We start from the raw sequence: 19,494 nt of genomic DNA, 5'->3' as shown, positions 1-19,494 counted from the left end.
GAACGCCGGGCTGGGGTCAGGCCGGGATGATCAGGCCGGCGGTCTGGGTCTTGGCGGCGGCGTAGCGCTGCTGGGCGTCGGCCCAGTTGACGACGTTCCACCAGGCCTTGACGTAGTCGGCCTTGACGTTTTGGTACTGCAGATAGAAGGCGTGTTCCCACATGTCGAGCAGCACGATCGGGATCTGGGCGAGGGGGAGGTTGCCCTGCTGGTCGAACAGTTGGACGATGTTCAGCCGCTGGCCGAGGGCGTCGTAGGCGAGGATGGACCAGCCGGAGCCCTGGATGGCGTTGGCGTTGGCCTCGAACTGGGCGCGGAAGGCGTCGAAGCTGCCGAAGGTGGCGTCGATGGCGGCGCCGAGGTCGCCGTCGGGCTTGTCGCCGCCGTCGGGGGAGAGGTTGGGCCAGAAGACGGAGTGGTTGATGTGGCCGCCGAGGTGGAAGGCGAGGTCCTTTTCGAGGCGGTTGATGTTGGCGAAGGAGTTGGTGCTGCGGGCTTCGTCGAGTTGGTCGAGGGCGGTGTTGACGCCCTTGACGTAGGTGGCGTGGTGTTTGTCGTGGTGGAGTTCCATGATCGTGCCGGAGATGTGGGGTTCCAGCGCGGCGTAGTCGTAGGGAAGATCAGGAAGCTCATAAGCAGGCACAGCGCATTCCTTTCGCAGGTTCAACGAACTCGGTTTGTCATATTACGCTGGCCCGTTCGGGCCCGATCAAGGGCCAACCGGCGCGCGGCGCGCAGCCCGGTGCGACGGAGCCGCAGCCCGGTGCAGGACACTGGCTCCATGATCTCGGCCATGTCGCTGCGAGGATTGCGCAAGAACTTCGGCCAGAAATGGGCCGTCGACGATCTCGAGCTCGAGGTACGGCAGGGCTGCATGTTCGGGCTGGTCGGGCCGAACGGGGCCGGCAAGACGACGACGCTCTCGATGGCGACCGGCCTGCTCCGCCCCGACGCCGGTACGGCCTCCGTGCTCGATCACGACGTCTGGTCCGATCCGGTTCGGGCCAAGGAACTGATGGGCGTGCTGCCGGACGGCCTCCGGCTGTTCGACCGGCTCAGCGGCGGCGAACTGCTCCGCTACGTCGGCCTGATCCGCCGGGTGCCGCTGCCCGACATCGAGGCCCGCAGTGCCGAACTGCTCGCCGCGCTCGGACTGGCCGACGACCGGGACACCCTGGTGGTCGAGTACTCGGCCGGCATGACGAAGAAGATCGGCCTCGCCTGCGCGCTGATCCACGCGCCGCGGCTGTTGATCTTGGACGAGCCGTTCGAGGCGGTCGACCCGGTGTCCGGTGAGACGATCCGGTCGATCCTGCGCGACTTCGTCCGCGGCGGCGGCACCGTGGTGCTGTCCAGCCACGTGATGGAGCTGGTGGAGAGCCTCTGCGACGAACTGGCGGTGGTGGCGCAGGGCCGGGTGCTCGCCGCCGGGACGCTGGACGACGTCCGGGCCGGATCCACGCTGCAGCAGCGCTTCCTCGAACTCGTCGGGTTCCAGGCCGGCGCGGAGGGAGGTTTGGCGTGGTTGCAATCGTCGTCCGACTCAAACTAACCCTGCTGAAGAACAGCCTGCGGCGCAGCATCTGGCGCACCGTCGGCATGATCATCGGCGGCGTGTACGGACTCGGCCTGGTGGCCGCGGCGATCTTCGGCATCGTGGCGCTCCGCCTCTGGGCGCCGGCCGACATCGCGGCCGACGTGCTGGTGCTCGCCTTCGCCATGCTGACCGGCGGCTGGCTGTTCTTCTCGCTGCTCGTGTTCGGCGTGGACGAGACCGTCGACCCGGCCAAGTTCGCGCTGCTGCCGGTGCGGGCCGGGGAACTGCAGCCAGGACTGTTGATCGCCGGGCTGATCGGCATCCCCGGCGTCGCCACGACCCTGGTCGCCCTGGCCATGATCATCGGCTACGCGCGCGATCCGGCGTCGATCATCGCGGCAGTCGTCGTCGTACCGTTCGGCGTGGCGAGTTGCTTCCTGCTGGCCCGGACCGCCACCACGGTGTTCGCCCGGGTGCTGTCGTCGCGGCGGTTCCGTGATCTTGCCTTCGTGCTGCTGGCGGTGCTGGGAGCCGGCAGTGCGGTGCTCGGCAACCTGTCCGGTGGGCTCGCCGGCGCAAGCCTTGATCAACTACGGGCCATCCTCGGCGACAGCGCCGAAGTGGCCGGCTGGCTCCCGGTCGGCTGGCTCTGGTCGGTCCCGGCCGAGGTCGGCCGCGGCGGTTACGCCGTCGCGGTGATCAAACTGCTGCTCGGACTGGCCATGATCATCGGGCTCTGGCTGGTCTGGCGGCACTTCTTGGCCCAGCGGCTGGTGGAGCCGATCGAGGGCGGCGGCGAGGCCCGCAAGGTGAAGCAGGGCCGACTGGTCGAACGGCTCTATCCGGCGACCCCGGCCGGCGGGGTGGGCTTCCGTACCCTGATCTACTGGCGCCGCGATCCCCGTTACATCGCGGGGATCGCGGGCTTCCTGATCTTGCCGCTCGCGTTGATCGCGACCCAGATCGCGAACCCGAACGCCGGCAGCCGGCCGTTGATCGCCTTCGCGCCGGTGCTGCTCGGTCTGTTCGTCTCGGTCAGCCTGGCCCAGGACCTCTCCTACGACGGCTCGGCGATCTGGCTGCACATCAGCAGCGGGCTGTCCGGTGCCGACGACCGGGCCGGCCGGGTCTATTCGGGTCTCACCCTGCTCGGTCCGCTCTTGCTTGCGGTCACCGTGATCTCGTTGGCGATCAGTGGGCAATGGCACCTCACGTCGCAAGTGCTGGCGTTGGTCGTCGGGCTGACCTTGATCGGCTTCGGCGTCGGGTCGTTCGTCGGCGCCCTCTGGCAGTGGCCGGCGCCGCCGCCCGGCAGCAGCCCGTTCCAGAAGGGCAACAGCGGTGGATTGCCGGCGCTGTTGTCGTTCCTGGTCTCGTCGGGGCTGTCGATCGGGCTCGGGCTGCCGTTGATCGCGTTGGTGGTCGCCTCGTTCTGGGTCGGCTGGCTGGCGGCGGTCGCCCTGGTGGTCGGCATCGTCGGCGGCCTCGTCGTGCTCCGGTACGGGATCCGGCTCGGCGGCCGCCGGCTGGAACGTCGCTGGCCCGAGGTGATGGCGGCGGTCAGCGAGCGGGCCGGCTGACCGCGAAGACGCGGAACCCCTTCGCGCTGGCCACCCGGTCGCACCGGTAGCCCTGCTCGACCAGCCACCGTTGCAGCGAGTCGGCGCCGAGGTTCCTGCCGACCACCAGCCGGGCCGCCCCGTCCGGCGCGAGCCTCGGCAGCCAGGTGGACAGCAGGGCGTGGACGGCCTCCTTGCCGATCCGGATCGGCGGATTGGACCACAGTTCGTCGTACCGGACGGACGGGTCGGCCTGATCCGGCCGCAACGTGATCACTCGGTCCGCGACGCCGTGCTCGGCCGCGTTGTCCCGGCACAGACGTAGCGCCCGGTCGTTGCTGTCCACCGCGTCGATGCGCGCCTCCGGGACGGCCAGTGCCAGCGTGATCGCGATCGGTCCCCAGCCGCAGCCGAGATCCAGCAGCCGGCGGGCCCCGGCCGGCGGCTCGAACGTCCGCAGCAGCAGCGCCGTCGCATGATCAAGTCCGTCGGCCGAGAACACGCCGTTCGCCGTGCTGAAGGTGAGGTCCCGGTCGCCGATCCGGGCCGTGATCCGGCGCCGCTTCTCCGGTGTGGCCGGCTCCCGTTCGAAATAATGATCTTGGGTCATGGCAGCGACCTCGTGGTGCGCGCCTCGGCGACACGGGCGGCGAGTTGATCATCGGGCGGGTAGTGCACCTGCTCCAGGGTCAGTCCGTGGGCCGGCATCACCTGGACCGAGGAGTCCCGGACCGGAGTGGCCGCGATCCCTTGCAGCCAAGCGAGATCTCGTCGCCCGGTGCCCACCGCGACGACCGCGCCGACCAGCGAACGGACCATCGAGTGACAGAACGCGTCCGCGCGCACGGTCAGGTCGATTACGCCGTCATCGAGGCGGTGGCCGGCGAAGTCGAGCAGGGTCCGGATCGTCGTGGCGCCCTCGCGACGTCGGCAGAAGGCGCCGAAGTCGCGCAGCCCGAGCAGGGTGGCGGCCGCGGCGTTGAGCCGGTCCAGGTCGAGCGGCTCGCGGACGTGCGCGACCAAGTGCCGGATCAGCGGGTCGGGCCGGATCGGTCCGTCGACGATCCGGTAGCTGTAGCGTCGCCAGTCCGCGGCGAACCGGGCGTCGAAGCCCGGTGGTGCCGGCCGTACCGTACGGACGACAAGATCATCGGGCAGCGCCCGGTTGAGCCGGCGGAGCAGCGTCGAGCCGTCGCCGGCGACCTCGGCCGCAAGATCGACATGGACCACCTGCCCGCGCGCGTGCACCCCGGCGTCGGTCCGGCCGGCGCAGACCACACGGGCCGGCTCCGGCAGCCGCAGCACCGCCGCGATCCAGCGTTCCAACTCGCCCTGCACGGTCCGCAGGCCGGGCTGGTCGGCCCAGCCGGCGAAGCCCGCGCCGTGGTAGGCGAGATCGAGTCGAAGCCGTACCAGAACGTCGTCCGTCATGATCAACGGCGGCGATAGGAGAGATCGAAGATGTGCCGGCCGGCGTCGATCCCGCGCTGCTCGAACCGGGTCATCGGCCGCTGCACCCAGCGGGGCGCCCAGCCCTCGCGGAACTCGTTGACGAACCGCGGATGATCATCGAGGACCTCCCGCATCTGACCGGCGTAGTCCTCCCAGTCCGTGGCGAGCCGCCAGACTCCGTGCCGCTTCATCCGGCTGGCGACCAGGTCGGCGAACGGCCTGCTCACCAGCCGCCGCTTGTGGTGTTTCTTCTTCGGCCACGGATCGGGAAAGAACGTCCACAGCCGGTCGATCGACTCGGGCGGCAGTAGCCGGCGCAGACCCTCCGCGGCATCCGTTTCGGCGACGCGCAGATTCTCGATCCCGGCGTCGGCGATCTTGCCGAGGATCGAACCGACCGAAGGGGTGTAGACCTCGAAGGCGAGCACATTGGCCTCCGGTCGGGCGGCGGCCATCGGGACCAGCGATTCGCCCATCCCCGGGCCGATCTCGATGATCAGCGGCGCCTCGCGGCCGAAGATCTTCCCGAGGTCGAGAGGTGGTTCGGCCGCCGGATTCTCCGGCACCGGCGGCGGGGGTACGTCGATCACCCAGCGCTCCCGATACCGGTCCAGGTTCCGCTGCTGGGCGACGGTGATCCGCCCGCCGCGGCGGACGAAGGACACGATCCCGCGGCGAACCGTCCCTGAGCGCTGGCCTACCATGATCACGCAATGTACCAACCGCCCAGTAGGTTGGCAGGGGAGGAGCTCCATGGCGCCGAAGGCCGTTTTCGCGATGAACCCCGGGCTGGAGCGACGGTTCTTCGACGCCGGCCGGCTGGCCCGGCTGACCGAACTGGTCGACCTGGACCCCGACCTGGTGATCCGTGACTGGCGGGACGCTCCGGCGGACGTGGAGCTGGCGATCACCGGCTGGGGCGCACCCGTACTGAATGCCGCTGCGCTGGCGCGGTTGCCGCGGCTGCGAGGGGTGATCCACGCGGCCGGGTCGGTCCGTTCCATGCTCCCCGACGAGGCCTGGCAGCGCGAGCTGCAGGTGTCCAGCGCCGCCCACGCCAACGCGGTGCCGGTCGCCGAGTTCACCCTGGCCGCGATCCTGTTCGCCGGCAAGGATGTGATCGGGATCTCGCGGGCGTACACCGCCGATCAGGTGCGGACCGAGCGCGGCCCGGAGATCGGCAACTACGGCAGGACCATCGGGATCGTCGGCGCGTCGCTGGTCGGGGCCCGGGTGATCGAACTGCTGCAGCCGTTCGATCTGACCGTTCTGGTGTACGACCCGTACCTGACCGCTGAGCGTGCCGAGGAGCTCGGTGCGACCAAGATCGACGACCTGGTCGAGCTGGCCCGGCGCAGCGATGTGTTCAGCCTGCACGCGCCGTCCATCCCGGCGACCGCCAACATGATCTCCGCCGAGGTACTGGCCGCGCTGCCGGACGGGGCGACGTTGATCAACACCGCGCGGCCGTCGATCATCGAGACCGCCGCCCTGGAAGCCGAACTCGTCTCCGGGCGGTTGCGCGCCATGCTCGACGTCAGCGACCCGGAACCCCTGCCGCCCGGGCATGTGCTGTACGGGCTGCCGAACGTCTTCCTCACGCCGCACCTGGCGGGGTCGGCCGGGAACGAGCTGGGGCGGATGGGTGCCTCGGCGGTGGCCGAGGTGGAGCGGTTCGTCGCCGGGTCGCCCTTGCAGCATGCCGTGACGGCTGCTGACTTGTCTCGCGTCGCCTAACGGGCCTGGTCTCGCGGCGCGGTCCGGGGTCTGGGGTCAGTGCGCGGGCAACCAGTCGCGCGCGGTGATCTTGGGTGCCGAGGGTGCGCGTCGAGAGCTGTCAACGTCAGGCGGTGAAGCCTGGGTGCTACCGCAGTCCTCCGAGCCTGGCCTGCCCGCCGTCCGGTCGTCCCTGTCGTCACTCTGGTCACAAGTTTTTCACGTAACGTGAAAAACTGGCTCTTCCCGCGAGTTACTTCTCTGGTAAAGCGACAAGAAGTGTGGGGTAGTCACACGCGTGGGCTGGCCGGTAGTCCGGTCAGTGCGGCGAATCCGGACTCACGTCGACGAGTTCGGCCTAGACGGACCAGCCTCGTCGAGTGTGACGAAAAACATCCCACTCGATGCATCATGCTGCCGACACGCCCCGAGTGGATGTCTGACCCCTGCCCGGCCGCCGACAAATCCCGTGCTTCGGGGTCGACTCAGCATCTAGGGTGACCGCATGGGACACGTCGAGTTGGCACGCGTGTCGTATCACCTTCCAGATGGGCGGGTGTTGCTCGACGAGATCTCGTTCCGGGTCGGGGACGGGGCCGTGGTCGCCCTGGTCGGGCCGAACGGCGCCGGGAAGACGACGCTGATGCGGATCATCTCCGGGGACGTGGCTCCGACCTCGGGGACGGTGACACGGAGCGGCACGCTCGGGGTGATGCGGCAGTTCATCGGCAGCATTCGCGATGAGAGTACGGTGCGCGACTTGCTGTTCTCGCTGACCGGGGATCGGCTGCGGGCCGCGGTGGCGGAGGTGGACCGGCTCGAGCTGGCGTTGATGGACGACGACTCCGAGGCCGTACAGCTGGAGTATGCGCAGGCCCTGGCCGACTACGGCGACGCGGGCGGCTACGAGGCCGAGGTGATGTTCGACGCCTGCTGCACGTCGGCGCTCGGCGTCCCGTACGAGCGGGCCCGGTGGCGTGAGGTCAGGACCCTGTCGGGTGGCGAGCAGAAGCGGCTGGCCCTGGAGGCCCTGCTGCGCGGTTCCGACGACGTGCTGCTGCTCGACGAGCCGGACAACTATCTCGACGTGCCGGGCAAGCGGTGGCTGGAAGATCAACTCCGGAATTCCCAGAAGACGATCTTGCTGATCAGCCACGACCGAGAGTTGCTGGCCCAGGCCTCGACGGCGATTGCCGCGGTCGAGTTGGGCGCGGCCGGCAACTCACTCTGGGTGCACCCGGGCAGTTTCGCCACGTTCGCCGAGGCGCGGCAGGCGAGGTTCGACCGGCTCGAGGAGTTGCGGCGGCGCTGGGACGAAGATCATCAGAAGCTCAAGGACCTGGTCCAGCTGTACAAGATCAAGGCCGCCTACAACTCCGACATGGCGGCCCGCTATCAGGCGGCGAAGACCAGGCTGGCCAAGTTCGAGGAGGCCGGGCCACCGGAGGCGATCCCGCTGGCTCAGCACGTCTCAATGCGGCTGCGCGGCGGGCGGACCGGCAAGCGGGCGGTGATCGTCGAGGACCTAGAGTTGACCGGGCTGGTGAAGCCGTTCGACGCCGAGATCTGGTACGGCGACCGGGTGGCTGTGCTCGGCTCCAACGGCTCCGGCAAGTCGCACTTCCTGCGCCTGCTGGCCTTGGGCGGCAGCGATCCGGACGTGGAGCATCGTCCGGTCGCGTCGCTGGACATCGCGCCGGTCGCGCACACCGGCAAGGCCCGGCTCGGCGCCCGGGTGCGGCCCGGCTGGTTCGCCCAGACCCACCATCATCCCGAGTATCTCGGCCGGACCCTGCTGGAGATCCTGCACCGCGGCGATGATCATCGCGACGGCATGGGCCAGGAGGAGGCGGCGCGAAAGCTGGACCGCTACGAACTGGCCCGCTCGGCCGAGCAGCGGTTCGAAACGCTGTCCGGCGGCCAGCAGGCCCGGTTCCAGATCCTGATCTTGGAACTGTCCGGGGCCACCCTGCTGCTGCTCGACGAGCCGACGGACAACCTGGACATCTCCTCGGCCGAGGCCCTGGAGCACGGGCTCGAAGTCTTCGACGGTACGGTGATCGCGGTCACCCACGATCGATGGTTCGCTCGGGCGTTCGACCGGTTCCTGATCTTCGGTGCCGACGGAAGCGTGTACGAGGCCGATCAGCCGGTCTGGGACGAAGGACGGGTCGCCCGGGCGCGGTGACGCGGAAAGGGAGATCCGATGCAGCTCGACGACATCACCCGGCTGGCCTGGGAGGTCCGCCACTACGGCGCGGTCGGCAACGGCCTGGTCGACGACACAGCGGCCCTGCAACTGGCGATCGACCGTTCCAACGCGGGCGGCGGGGGCCGGGTGCTGGTCTCGGCCGGTACGTATCGCTGCGGAACGGTCGAACTGCGCACCAACGTCGAGTTGCACCTGGCGCCCGGGAGCCGGCTGGTCGCCGATCCCGACCATTCGGGTGAGCTGGTCGTCATGACGGGGCAGCGGAACGTCGCGATCACCGGGACCGGAATGATCGACGCCGGCGACTCGGCGCGGGCGGCCGTGGTGATCACGGACTGCGACGATGTCGATCTTCGCGGGCCGACCGTCGCCGGCTCCGACGCCGGGATCGAGATCATCGGCTCGCGAGGGATCACCATCGACGGAAGCCGGGTCCGTGCCGCCGGCACCGGGCTCTTGCTGCGGGCCGAGGACCAGGACGCCGGCAATCGCGACCTGATCGTCGTCAACAGCTCCTTCCGCTCAGCCGCGGTCGGCATCAAGATCAACGGCTCGGCACGACGGTGCGCCTTCTCCAGCCTGGTGCTGGGTGACTGCGGCATCGGGATCGAGTTCGGCGCCGGCCCGGTCGACCAGTTGCGGTTCGCGGAGTTGATCATCGGTGCTGACGTGCCCTTGTTGTGGTCCGGAGACGCCCCGAACCGTTCGATCACCGTCGCCGGCCTCTCGATCGCGGGTCGGTGATCTCTTCGATGGAACCAGCGAATCCGACCGCGCCGTTGGCCTTTCAGCTCGACGTGAGCTCGATGCTCCTTGATCATCACCTGGGCGGCCTGGCGGCCGAGGACCTGGACTGGGTGCCGGCTCCGACGCACTGGACCATGCACCGGACCGCTGCAGGAACCTGGGAGCCGGACTGGGCCGACGTCGAGCCGGACCCGGTCCCCGTGCCCACGATCGCCTGGGTCAGCTGGCACCTGATCTGGTGGTGGTCCTGCACGCTCGCCGACATCCACGGCCACCCGGCGCCGTCCCGTACCGAGACCGGCTGGCAGCCCGACCCGGACTGGATCCGCGCCAAGCTCGCCGAGCTCCGTACCGCCTGGTCGGAGGTCCTGGCCGACCTGACCGAGGCCGACCTGGCCGAGCTGAGCGCCTTCCCCTGGCCCGCCGACGCCGGCCGAACCCGCCTCGACCAACTCGCCTGGGTCACCGTCGAGTACACGAAGAACGTCGCCGAACTCGGCCAGCTGATGATGCTCCGCCGAGCCGCACCTCATTCTTGACCGGGTTGCTGCAGGAGGACTTTGGGTGAATTTCCGCCGCGTACTCCCGGCGGAAATTCACCCAAATCGACGTCTCACCTGACTTCTCGGCTTCCTGGGACGTAAGGCTCGACGGCACAGTTGTCGATCACTCCGGCCCGCAGGACTCGGAGGGCGCATTCGGACACCACCAGCTGAGCCTTGCTCGTCAATCCAGGATCATCGTGACCGGCGGCCCGGTCACCTTGAGCCACCGGAAATGGGGAGTTGCTCCCGGCATGCTCCTCCTGCGCATCCGGATTCAGTGTCACCTCTACCTCGGCGAGGGTGAACGCGCCCAAGTCCGACGCCACGAGGGTGTCGGCAAAGCGATCCGTCATGATGTAGCAGGGGAAGCCTCCAGGAGTTCGTCACGAGCCACCCGTAGCCGAACTCGTCGTTGATGGAGCCTGACTCGATCCGAGGTCAGGGACCGATGTGTCGTAGCTCGTAGCCCGCGGGAATGTCCTGGGTCTTGTGGTAGGAGAAGAAGAGCTCGGCTGCCTCGCTAGCGTCGAACACTTCTGTGGGATAGATGTAGAGGGTCATCTCTCCGTTGTGATAAGTGATCGGAACCGTGGGCTCCCCCTCTCTCGGGCCGGCGTGGCCGATGGTGAAGAGCTTTTGTACGCCGTCGATGACCTTGCTGATCTCGCAGGTCATCGCATCGGCTGAGCCCGCGCACTGAATGTAGCTCCTACCCATTTCCTTGGTCTCAGCGGGCGTGAGATCTTCGGGCCATTTCGGAGTTGGCATGTGCATGAGGTTGAGTGAGAAGTTTTCATTGCCGTCCAGGACTGAAAGTGGGGCAAGGAAGTAGCTGAGACCATTGCCGGAGTCAATGGCGGCTTCAAGTTCTCCGCTATACGTCAGGATTTGGGAGGTTATCATCGATTCGTTTTGTCCTTATCAGTTCGACTCTGACAATATTGATCGCGGTGCCGTCCGAGAGTTTGGCGGTGGCGGGATTCTCCGGGGCTGACTGATTGGTCGAATTCTCTTTGGTGGCGGGTTCTGGTGGCACCTCGACTTCACCTCGATGCCGACATCGCCGTCGCGGCCTCGCATAATACCGTCGAAGTATCGGCCACTGGGAAATCCGGAGAGAGTTGCGCGAACCTTTTCGGTGATGATCGGAACTCCCCTCCTTCTGGATTGTTGCTCCAGGGCGTGATGCTCCGCGAGCTTGCCGTGCGTAGTCCCGACAGTGGCGAATTTCGTTCGATGTCCCGGCCACTGCCGTAGGAGTTCGTTCGCGAACACCTGTGCGTGGAATTTCCATGGGGCTCGGTCGAAGGTCCAATCGCGTACTGGGGCATTGCTCTCGTCAGTTCGCCGCCGAATCGCTCGTAGTCGGTCTCATAGTGCAGTCGCTAGACCTGCGATCGACATGCCGGCGCACGGTAGGCGGCTGCCGCGCCCTCCGTGATCAAGTACCTTAGCGAAGATCGTTGTCCTCGATCCGCCCGATCCCGCCGCGCCAGGGCAGTTCGTCTTCGTAATCGCATGCCGCCACAGTTGGAATCCCGGCATCCCACATCGTTTTCAAGATGCTCGAGGTGGTTCCGACGATGGACTCATTGTCGGCGTCATTCTCGGCCGCAATCTCGATAAGGATCGGCCAGCCGAGGAAAGAGTACCCCGCGTCAGTGTCCGGATTCCTGAGTACATCGAGTTCCGCGTTGGACGAGGTCATGAGGCCGTCTTGGAACGGTGCTCCCAGCAGGGGCTCCAGGAGTTCCGTCGCTGTACGAGTGTCCCCCCTGAAGGAACATCTTGCAGTAGTGATACTTCTCGTCTGCCATATCAAGGCAACTCAATGAATGGTGGATTTGTCAAATGGGCCGCCTTGCCGAATCAGTCCTCGAAGTCAAGCGCCAGGAACTCGTCCCAGTTATCGGCGAGTCGGCGCATGATCTCCTGGCTGGACCCGTCGGCGATGCCGAGCAACTCGGCCTGGTCGAAGTCGGCCCACCAGACCGACCCGATATCGTCGCCGCGGACCTTTATGGCGACGGCTCCGCCATCCCCGATGTTGACTGCCACGTAGTCCCTCGGGATGACGTCGCTACCCTCATAGGCTCGGACCATGGGTAGGCGCTCGACCGGCTCGAACTCGGAGAACAACCCGTTGCCCTCGGTGCCTGGGACGGGAGTGTCCTGCGGGACTTCAGCGCCGTTGGTCGCCTTGAGCCAACTGCGATAGGCTTCAGGCAACTGGAAGCCCAGCGCTGACTCGACCTCAGCGATCTGCAACTCCGAGGCTGGCTCGCGTGCATCGACCTCAAGCATTCTTCCCACCTTCCAAGTTCTTGACTCCGGTAGTTCTGATCCCGCCCCAGTGTCGAACGGCTTGGTGCAGATCCTTATTCACCAGCAACATCGTCACGCCATCCTCGTGGTGATGCCATGTTGTCCCACGTGGCCGTTCCTCGAATCCGGCAAGCCTGTCTGCCTCGGCGAAGTCGGTCCTCCGATTCCGGAACCCTTGGGGGAGCGTCACCTTGGCCAGGGAGTACGGCTCGAACTGCGGACAAGCTTCGTAGGAGAAGGCCACACCTGCTGGGTACTTGGCCCGTAGCGCTGGATCGGGGAAGTCATAGAAGACCGTTCCCGCTCGCTTCCTATTCGACCAACTCGTCGCGCCGAACGCCTTCTCGGCCCGGGCGAGCCCTTCTGCTCGCCGTCGCTGCTGCTCCGGCTCGGGCAGATTCGGGTTGTAGACCGATGCCGGACCACCCAGCGCGACCGAGTCGTTCGTCTGCACCGATGTTGCAGCTTCTCCGTTGGAAGCCGAAGCCCCTTGCGCCGCCTCGACTGGTGGCAGTCGGATCATATTCTGGGACATGCGGCGACGCCGGGCTGCTCGCTTGTCCTGTTCCGAGGCGTTGGGGTCGTTCAGGATCTCGTCGGGGGTCGGGCCGACGGGGCCGCCCGGCGCTGCCCTGGGACGGAGGGGTTGCTCGGTGTTCAGTTCCGAGTTGCGCTTGCCGAGTTTGGCGGTGGATCCCTTGCCGGTGACTTCCTCGTCGTCGCCCTTGCCGCGGCGGCGCAGGAGGCCCTGGCCTCGTTCGACGAGCTGTTGGGTGCCGACCCTGATGGCGCCGAGGCCGGCGCCGCCGGAGAGGGCTCCGCCCCAGGCCATCGCTCCCTTGACGGTCAGGGGTGAGGGCATGCCGGCCTTGTGGAAGGCGAAGTGCAGGGCGATCGCGGCCATCACCGGGGCGAGGCCGCCGAGGATCAGGGTCATGTCGGAGTTCGGGCCGGTGAAGCCTTTGATCACGTTCAGGATCACGTTGGTGAGCAGGGTGATCAGGCTGAGGATGAAGACGGCGAAGGCGGCGGTGAGGGACAGTCCGACGTACACCTTGACGAATTGGACCAGGCGGTTGTTGTCGGCGTTCGGCAGCAGGCAGATGATCGAGACGAAGATCGCGGACAGCAGCATGAAGGCCGCCACGGCCTTGACGATCATGATGATCGCGCCCATCGTGCCGAACACGGCGGCGACGCCGAGGGCCGACAGGATGTAGCCGATCAGGGCGGAGTTGCTGGCGCCCTGGTTGGTGCCGTGCAGGGCGGAGATGAAGTCGTAGATCGAGTGCGGCATGTCGCCGGCGACCTTCTTCAGCTCGCCGTCGCCGTCACCCCAGTCGAAGATCGCCGCGACCTTGTCGCCTTCGGTGTTGAAGAAGTCGAAGCAGGCCTTGTCGAAGTCCTCCGACCGGCCCTCCTCGGCCAGGCCGCGCTCACTCTGGTTCGTCTTCAGCAGCCAGCCCTGCGCACGCGGCGTGTGCCAGCCTGTCGGCTCCTTCAGATTGGCCAGCTTGTCGTCCCGCGGTACGCAAGCGGCCCAGGCGATCCAGGCCTTGTCCTGCTCCACCCGGTTCAGCGGCCGCCAGGCCGGGGCGCGGGGATTGACGACGAGCTGGCCCGGGTTGTCGGTGACCAACCGCAGTACGGCGGTCCGGGTGGCGGCCGACCGGTGCAACGTGTCGTCCCGGCCCTCGGTCGGGTACGCCTCGAGGCCGGCGGGGATCCCGGCGTTGGCATCGAGCATCCGGCAGGCGACCCGGTTCTGGCCATTCAGGTTGTCGCGGCCGAACTGGCCGACCGACCACGCCCGATAGCCGGACAGTTGCCACAGGTTGGACACCGTCTGGGCCGGGATCGACTTCGCCCTGATCATGGCGCCCTTGGACAGGGCGGACGCTTCGTATCCCTCCCGCAGGGCATCGACGTACGCGCCGCAGCTCAGTTCGTCCTGGTCGACCCCGACGCTGTCGTACGCCGACGGAGAGTCCAGGGCCGCTGCCGGCGCGGCGGCGATCTCGGTGATCGCCTGGTCGATCATGGTCGCGAACCAGCCCGGGGATCCCTCGCCGGGCTGGTATCTCCCGGCCGCGTCGGTCGTACTGTTGCCGGCCCCGACGACCATGATCACCAAGATCGCGACGATGATCATCTTCACGATCAGCCGCGGCAGCCAGCCGGGATCCTGTTTCATCCCGCGGATCAGCAACCCGATCACGGCGAGGCCGACGATGCCCGCCAGCAACGGCGACTGCAGGACGGCCTGGCCGAAGCGGGCCACGGTCTGGTCGATGGTGAGGCCGATCGACTGCAGCGGGCAGAACTCGGTCGACCAGGTGACGAACTTCGTGGTCACCGAATAGAAGAAGTCGCCGAAGGCGAACGCGCCGCCCTGGAACTCGCGCTGGAACGGCGCGAAGTCGAACGGGCCGCCGCCGCCGGACCGGATGTGCAGTTTCTGGGTCGCCCCGGACCACCGCTCGACCGGCAGGTACTGGTAGTCGGCCGTCGCTTCCGTCGCGCAGACGCTCCGGATCGGGTCCTCCGGGTCGGTCGGGCGGGCCCACGCCGGAGCCGCGCTCGCCAGCAGCACCACGGCGAGCGCCATCAGGAGCGCGCTCACCGAGCGGCCCCACCGCAGGCTGACTGCCGCCCTCACCCCACCTCCCCAACCGCACAACACGGGTCCCCGCCACCATAGAACCAGACGCTCCGCGGCGCCGCCAGGCTGCGACCAGTACGGTCGTGCCATGGCAGAGGACGGACTGATCGGGCGCAGGGCCGTGGTGACCGGGGGCGGGACCGGGATCGGAGCGGCGGTGGCCCACCGGCTGGCCGCGGACGGCGCCGAGGTGATCATCGTCGGCCGGCGGGCCGAGGTGCTGACCGAGACCGCGGACCGGATCAACACAGCGCTGGGCTCGGCACGGGTCACCGGCGCGCCGGCCGACCTGGCTGACCCGGACCAGGTGGCGGCCCTCGCCGAGCACCTGGCCGCGGGCGCGACCATCGACGTCTTGGTGCTCAACGCCGGCGGCGGGGCGACGTACGGCGACTCGACCACCCTGCACGGCGTCGCCGACGCCTGGCGGACCATCTTCGACCACAACGTGCTGACCTCGGTCCTGGTCACCGAGGCCCTGCGGGACCGGTTGACCCGCCCGGGCGCCCGGATCATCGCCATGAGCTCGATCGCCGGGCTCCGCGGTCCCGGCGCGTACGGGGCCGCCAAGGGTGCCGTGAACGCCTGGGTGATGGGCCTGGCCACCGAGCTCGCGGCCGATCAGATCACCGTGAACGCGATCGCCCCGGGCTTCGTCCCGGACACCGAGTTCTGGGCCGGGCGGTTGACCGAGGAGGTCGTGTCGTCGCGGCTGGCCCAGATCCCGCTCGGCCGTCCCGGCACGCCGGACGAGGTCGCCGCGACGGTGAGCTATCTCGCCGGCCCCGGCGGCGGCTGGACCACCGGCCAGATCATCCAGGTCAACGGCGGAGCGCTGCAGGGCCGCGGCTGACCGGCGCGCGGGCCTTGGTGGGGTGAGATCCGGTGTTGGTACGGGAGCGGCACCGCGAGATCATGCGGTTGCTCAGGCTGCACGGCGTGGTCCGGCTCGCCGAGCTGATGACGCGGCTCGGCTGCTCGGAGTCGACGGCGCGGCGGGATCTGGCTGCGCTGGAGGCCCTCGGCGAGCTGCGCCGCGTTCACGGTGGTGCGACCACGGTCGAGGACCGGCTGCCGAACGGTCCGGTCGTCGACGAGTTGCGTACGGTCGCGCTGGGGCTGCGCACCAGCCGCGGGTACCGGCCCGGCAGCACCGGCACCGTCGGGCTGCTGATTCCGCAACGCGGCTACTACTGGGCCCGGGTGCTCGCCGGTGCCCAGCGGGCGGCCGAGCTGACCGGGCTGCGGCTGGTGCTGGGTGAGGCGCCGGATCCGCAGCTGGAGGAGGCGGTACGCCTGCGTACCCTCCTGCAGATCGACGTCGACGCCCTGCTCATCGCGCCCAACCTGCACCGACTCGGTGACAACCGCGTGCTGGAGGCGCTGCAGGAGGTCGATCAGCCGTTGGTCCTGCTGGAGCGCCGCGTTCCGGAGGCGTTCGCGTCCCGCGCCGTCGACTCGGTCGTTTCCGATCATGCTCAGGGCGGCCGGCTGGCCGGGCGGCATCTGCTGGACCGGAGGCACCGGCGGCTCGGGATGCTCGGCTGGCCGGTCTCGCCCACCTACGAGCCGGTGCTCACCGGGCTGCGAGCCGTCGCGGCCGCCGCCGGGGCGACGCTGAGCGAGTACGGCCTGCCGTGGCTCGGCCGGATCGACCATCCTGATCATCCCGGCCTGGTCGCCGAGGGGCTGGCCGTGCTGCGGGAACAGAGAGTCACGGCCGTGGTCTGCCAGCCCGACGAGGCCGCGCTGTATCTGCTCGCGGCGGCGCGGACCGCCGGCCTGCGGATCCCGGACGACTTGGCCGTGATCACCTACGACGACGAGTTGGCGAGCGACGAGCTGCCGCTGACCGCGGTCGCCCCGGCCAAGGAGGACGTCGGGTTCACCGCGGTGATGTTGTGCCTGCGCCGGATCGCCCGGCTCGGCCCGTCGCCGCACGCCACTCAGCAGATCGCGCTGCATCCCCGGCTGGTGGTCCGGTCGTCCACCTGACGGGTTCTGACCGGTTTCGGTCCGGTCGCTGGTCCTCCGCGCGCGCCCGGTGCAGGCTCGGCTCACCAGTGCCGTCTCCACGGCAGAATTCGGAGGCATCGATGATGAAGTCCTCGGCCGGGCCGCTGCGTTCGAATCGGGTCGCGACCGCCGTGTTGTGCCTGTTGACGACAGCCATGATGATCTTGTCGGCAGCGCCGTACGCGGCAGCGGACACCGAGTCCGGTCGGTCCCGGCCGGTGATCTTCACGACCGAGGGGGAGATCAATCGGGCGATCCGCCGGGTCGCCGAACGCCAGGAACCCTTCTACGGTTCGTGGTTGAAGACGAAGGCGGTGGCCGACGCCGCGCTGACGAAGACGTACGTGCCCGACCAGAACTACCACCACGAGAGGTACTTCGGCACCGCTCGGCCGCAGGCACAGGACGCCCGCAGCCTCGCGCTGGCCGCCCGGATCACCGGCGACGACCGGTATGCCGAGAAGGCCCGGGAGATCCTCCGGCTCTGGGCCAAGGACGCGATCGACGGCGAGTACCCGGGCTGGGGGAGCCCGCACCAGATGGGTCTGGTGATCGGCCGGGTGATCCCGATCTTCGCGGACGCCTACGCGATGCTGTGGGACGAGTTGCCGGCCCAGGAGCGGTCCCTGATGGAGCAGTGGTTCCGCAAGATGGCCGAGGCGACCATGATCAGCCGGAACATCTTCAGGTACGAGACCCACACCTGCGACTACGGCGTGTGCCGCTATCGCGGTGAGCCGGGGACCTATCTGGGCGGGAACTACTTCAGCAACCACCTGTCCGCGCACAATCTGGGAATGCTGGCGATCGGGGCGATGTTCCGCGACGGCCGGATGATCCAGGAACAGCTGGACTCGCCGAAGAACGACCGCGACCTCCGAGAGTTGATCAACGGCGCGATCGTGATGCCCGATGATCTTGGTGGCGGTGTGGCGGACGGCGATCTGTACAAGGGGGATCCCACCTACACCGCGGGGGCCCCGCTGCCCGAGCCCGGTGAGATCTGGGACCGAAGCCGGACCACGCAGGGGCACGGACTGCACTACACGTTCCTGCACCTGCAACTCCTGATGCTGCAGGCCGACATCGCGAAGAACAACGGATCCCGGGACTGGTTCGCCTATGTCGGGCCGCGCGGGGAGAACCTCGAACTGCCGTTCAAGATCTACGACGACTTCCTGATGACGGCGGATCCGGGCGTCCGGACCGGGTACTACGTCGCCAGCACGATCGAATACAACCTGGTGACCCTCTACGAACTCGCCCACCGCGAGTACCGGAAGAACCGGGACGCCCGGAAGGTCCTGGAGTCCTTCGACCGGGCTCGGTTCATCGGTGATCACCAGACCTTCGGCTGGACCCTGCCGCTGACCGACGGGCTGGACGACCTGGCCCTGGCCGAGCATCTCTATCCCGCCTCCGGGAAGTCGAGCTGGACCTTCGACACCGACGGTGACTTCGAGGCCGTGACGGTACGGAAGGCGCCGGCGACCGTGGCCGGCGGCTCTCTGAACCTCACGGTGAACCAGGACGACCCCGGTGTCGTGACCCCGGATCTGCTCGGTCTGCCGACCGACGACTACGGCAAGGTCGAGGTGCGGATGCGCAACCAGACTGCGGACACCCAGCTGGTGGTCTACTTCAGCACCGACGAGGACCCGGTGATCGACGGTGCCAAGCGGGCGGCGATCACCGTGACCGCCAACGATGCCGAGTTCAAGACCTACCTGATCGACCTGAGCCAGAATCCCGAATGGACGGGCCGGATCCGGCAACTCCGGGTCGACCCGGTTCAGGGCACGTCGACCGGCACGGTGGCGATCGACTCGATCCGGGTCGTCAGCTGATCACACGCCCGACCGGCGTGCTCGGGCCAGGGAACGCAACGTGTCGTCGGCGACCGCGATCACCTCGCCCGGGCAGCCAACGCCGGGAGAACATGGTCACGTTGTCCCCCTCGGCGATCAGTCGCTGGATGTCGATCCGCATGTCCTGCAAGGGAAAATCGCGGAAGTATTCCAGCCACGCGGCCCGGGAGGAGGTGGAGACCTGCGCGGTCTCGGGAGTCGTCGATGAACCGGGTTTCATGATCACGGCGTGGCCCGGTCTGCTGCCGTGGCCGGGTCCGGAGTCGACAGCCAGGTCAGCGGCGAGAGGTCGAGCGCGGCGTCGGCGATCCGGCCGGCGAAGGACGTGCGCAGGGAGCGGCGGGAGGAGTCGATCCAGGCCTGGACGTCCTGGTAACCGGCATGGCGATACTCGACGGCCTGGATCAGGCATTCCAGCTTGTCGGCGTCCCGGGCACAGAGCGCCTCCCGTGTCTCGGCCGCCTCGTATTCGATCACCGCGTCCAAGATCGACTTCGCCAGGGACTCCGGGAGTTCGGCGAGTTGATCACGGGTGATCTGCTCGTGGTCCGGCATGGTCGCGAGGTACGCCCGGGCCGAGTGGGGGAGGTCGCAGATCCTGGTCTCCTGGGAGTCGTGCCAGATTCCGAGGTACGAGGAGCGCACCGGATCGGCGTCCTCCTCGGCGGCGACCAGTGCGGCGAGCTGGGCGACCCGAAGGCTGTGCTCGGACACCGACTCCGGGTCCCGGACACCGACCTGCCACCAGCCGGCGCGGCGCAGCCGCTTCAGCACTCCGAGTTCGTACGCGAAGCTCGCCACCGCAGTGGCGTCCCGGTCGTTGATCATGGCCCTCCGTTGATCGCTCAGGTCTCG

The 19,494-nt window shown here is 68.1% G+C and carries 19 protein-coding genes; 9 read left to right on the top strand and 10 right to left on the bottom strand.

Translation table 11 applies throughout. The features are described 5' to 3' along the window. Window positions 1-16: 16 nt before the first annotated feature. Window positions 17-643: a superoxide dismutase gene (locus BKA15_RS11920; RefSeq protein WP_179751010.1), complete on the bottom strand. Its 627-nt coding sequence runs from the start codon at window positions 641-643 to the stop codon at window positions 17-19. 138 nt (window positions 644-781) lie between these two features. On the opposite strand from BKA15_RS11920, the gene BKA15_RS11915 reads away from it, so the two are divergent. Both BKA15_RS11915 and BKA15_RS11910 read left to right on the top strand, forming a co-directional pair. After that, a complete protein-coding gene (locus tag BKA15_RS11915) occupies window positions 782-1,552 on the top strand; it encodes an ABC transporter ATP-binding protein (RefSeq protein WP_179751008.1) in 771 nt (256 codons plus the stop codon). Beyond that, window positions 1,522-3,117, top strand: coding sequence for a phosphatidylglycerol lysyltransferase domain-containing protein (locus tag BKA15_RS11910; RefSeq protein WP_179751006.1), 1,596 nt, complete (start codon window positions 1,522-1,524; stop codon window positions 3,115-3,117). Before BKA15_RS11915 ends, BKA15_RS11910 begins: the two co-directional genes overlap by 31 nt. Here BKA15_RS11910 and BKA15_RS11905 read toward each other — a convergent pair. The 3 genes from BKA15_RS11905 to trmB are packed head-to-tail and all read right to left on the bottom strand — an operon-like array spanning window position 3,098 to window position 5,252. Beyond that, complete coding sequence (locus BKA15_RS11905; protein WP_179751004.1) at window positions 3,098-3,706, bottom strand: class I SAM-dependent methyltransferase; 609 nt, start codon at window positions 3,704-3,706, stop codon at window positions 3,098-3,100. The genes BKA15_RS11910 and BKA15_RS11905 overlap by 20 nt on opposite strands. Then, window positions 3,703-4,512, bottom strand: a complete 810-nt coding sequence (gene truA / locus BKA15_RS11900; protein ID WP_179758410.1) for a tRNA pseudouridine(38-40) synthase TruA — start codon at window positions 4,510-4,512, stop codon at window positions 3,703-3,705. The genes BKA15_RS11905 and truA overlap by 4 nt, the downstream gene beginning before the upstream one ends. A 17-nt stretch (window positions 4,513-4,529) precedes the next feature. After that, entirely contained in the window at window positions 4,530-5,252 is a 723-nt protein-coding gene (gene trmB, locus BKA15_RS11895; protein WP_179758409.1) for a tRNA (guanosine(46)-N7)-methyltransferase TrmB, read from the bottom strand. A gap of 49 nt (window positions 5,253-5,301) precedes the next feature. Here trmB and BKA15_RS11890 point away from each other — a divergent pair, with 49 nt between their 5' ends. The 4 genes from BKA15_RS11890 (at window position 5,302) to BKA15_RS11875 (ending at window position 9,762) form a co-directional block, all read left to right on the top strand. Continuing rightward, entirely contained in the window at window positions 5,302-6,285 is a 984-nt protein-coding gene (locus BKA15_RS11890; RefSeq protein ID WP_179751002.1) for a hydroxyacid dehydrogenase, read from the top strand. Window positions 6,286-6,769: 484 nt separating this feature from the next. Beyond that, on the top strand, window positions 6,770-8,452 hold the full coding sequence (locus BKA15_RS11885; RefSeq protein WP_179751000.1) for an ABC-F family ATP-binding cassette domain-containing protein: 1,683 nt from the start codon (window positions 6,770-6,772) through the stop codon (window positions 8,450-8,452). Between the two features lie 18 nt (window positions 8,453-8,470). Further along, window positions 8,471-9,220 (top strand): glycosyl hydrolase family 28-related protein, encoded by a 750-nt coding sequence (locus BKA15_RS11880; RefSeq protein ID WP_179750998.1) that lies wholly within the window; start codon window positions 8,471-8,473, stop codon window positions 9,218-9,220. A gap of 8 nt (window positions 9,221-9,228) precedes the next feature. Continuing rightward, window positions 9,229-9,762, top strand: a complete 534-nt coding sequence (locus tag BKA15_RS11875; protein ID WP_179750996.1) for a DinB family protein — start codon at window positions 9,229-9,231, stop codon at window positions 9,760-9,762. A gap of 444 nt (window positions 9,763-10,206) precedes the next feature. Here BKA15_RS11875 and BKA15_RS11870 read toward each other — a convergent pair whose 3' ends face one another. From BKA15_RS11870 to BKA15_RS36830, 4 genes are all read right to left on the bottom strand, one after another. After that, a complete protein-coding gene (locus tag BKA15_RS11870; RefSeq protein WP_179750994.1) occupies window positions 10,207-10,671 on the bottom strand; it encodes a hypothetical protein in 465 nt (154 codons plus the stop codon). A 547-nt stretch (window positions 10,672-11,218) separates the two neighbouring features. Further along, the gene (locus BKA15_RS11865) at window positions 11,219-11,476 is read right to left on the bottom strand and encodes a hypothetical protein (protein WP_179750992.1); all 258 of its coding nucleotides are present in this window, start codon (window positions 11,474-11,476) and stop codon (window positions 11,219-11,221) included. A gap of 161 nt (window positions 11,477-11,637) precedes the next feature. Next, the gene (locus BKA15_RS11860; RefSeq protein ID WP_179750991.1) at window positions 11,638-12,072 is read right to left on the bottom strand and encodes an SMI1/KNR4 family protein; all 435 of its coding nucleotides are present in this window, start codon (window positions 12,070-12,072) and stop codon (window positions 11,638-11,640) included. Continuing rightward, on the bottom strand, window positions 12,065-14,716 hold the full coding sequence (locus BKA15_RS36830; protein WP_179750989.1) for an HNH endonuclease: 2,652 nt from the start codon (window positions 14,714-14,716) through the stop codon (window positions 12,065-12,067). Before BKA15_RS36830 ends, BKA15_RS11860 begins: the two co-directional genes overlap by 8 nt. Before the next feature lie 127 nt (window positions 14,717-14,843). On the opposite strand from BKA15_RS36830, the gene BKA15_RS11850 reads away from it, so the two are divergent. From BKA15_RS11850 to BKA15_RS11840, 3 genes are all read left to right on the top strand, one after another. After that, entirely contained in the window at window positions 14,844-15,608 is a 765-nt protein-coding gene (locus BKA15_RS11850) for an SDR family NAD(P)-dependent oxidoreductase (protein WP_218871244.1), read from the top strand. A gap of 32 nt (window positions 15,609-15,640) precedes the next feature. Next, a complete protein-coding gene (locus tag BKA15_RS11845; protein WP_179750987.1) occupies window positions 15,641-16,750 on the top strand; it encodes a substrate-binding domain-containing protein in 1,110 nt (369 codons plus the stop codon). Between the two features lie 101 nt (window positions 16,751-16,851). Next, on the top strand, window positions 16,852-18,618 hold the full coding sequence (locus BKA15_RS11840) for an alginate lyase family protein (protein ID WP_179750986.1): 1,767 nt from the start codon (window positions 16,852-16,854) through the stop codon (window positions 18,616-18,618). Here the strand turns inward: BKA15_RS11840 and BKA15_RS11835 are convergent. Together BKA15_RS11835 and BKA15_RS11830 are read right to left on the bottom strand one after the other, a co-directional pair. Then, complete coding sequence (locus BKA15_RS11835) at window positions 18,611-18,859, bottom strand: nuclear transport factor 2 family protein (protein WP_179750984.1); 249 nt, start codon at window positions 18,857-18,859, stop codon at window positions 18,611-18,613. The two genes, BKA15_RS11840 and BKA15_RS11835, sit on opposite strands and share 8 nt — an antisense overlap. Window positions 18,860-18,861: 2 nt before the next feature. Next, window positions 18,862-19,467: an HD domain-containing protein gene (locus BKA15_RS11830; RefSeq protein WP_179750982.1), complete on the bottom strand. Its 606-nt coding sequence runs from the start codon at window positions 19,465-19,467 to the stop codon at window positions 18,862-18,864. Window positions 19,468-19,494: the final 27 nt, after the last annotated feature.

It is taken from the genome of Microlunatus parietis, from assembly GCF_013407955.1.
Lineage (GTDB): Bacteria > Actinomycetota > Actinomycetes > Propionibacteriales > Propionibacteriaceae > Microlunatus > Microlunatus parietis.
This window is presented reverse-complemented; position numbering and strand designations above follow the sequence as displayed.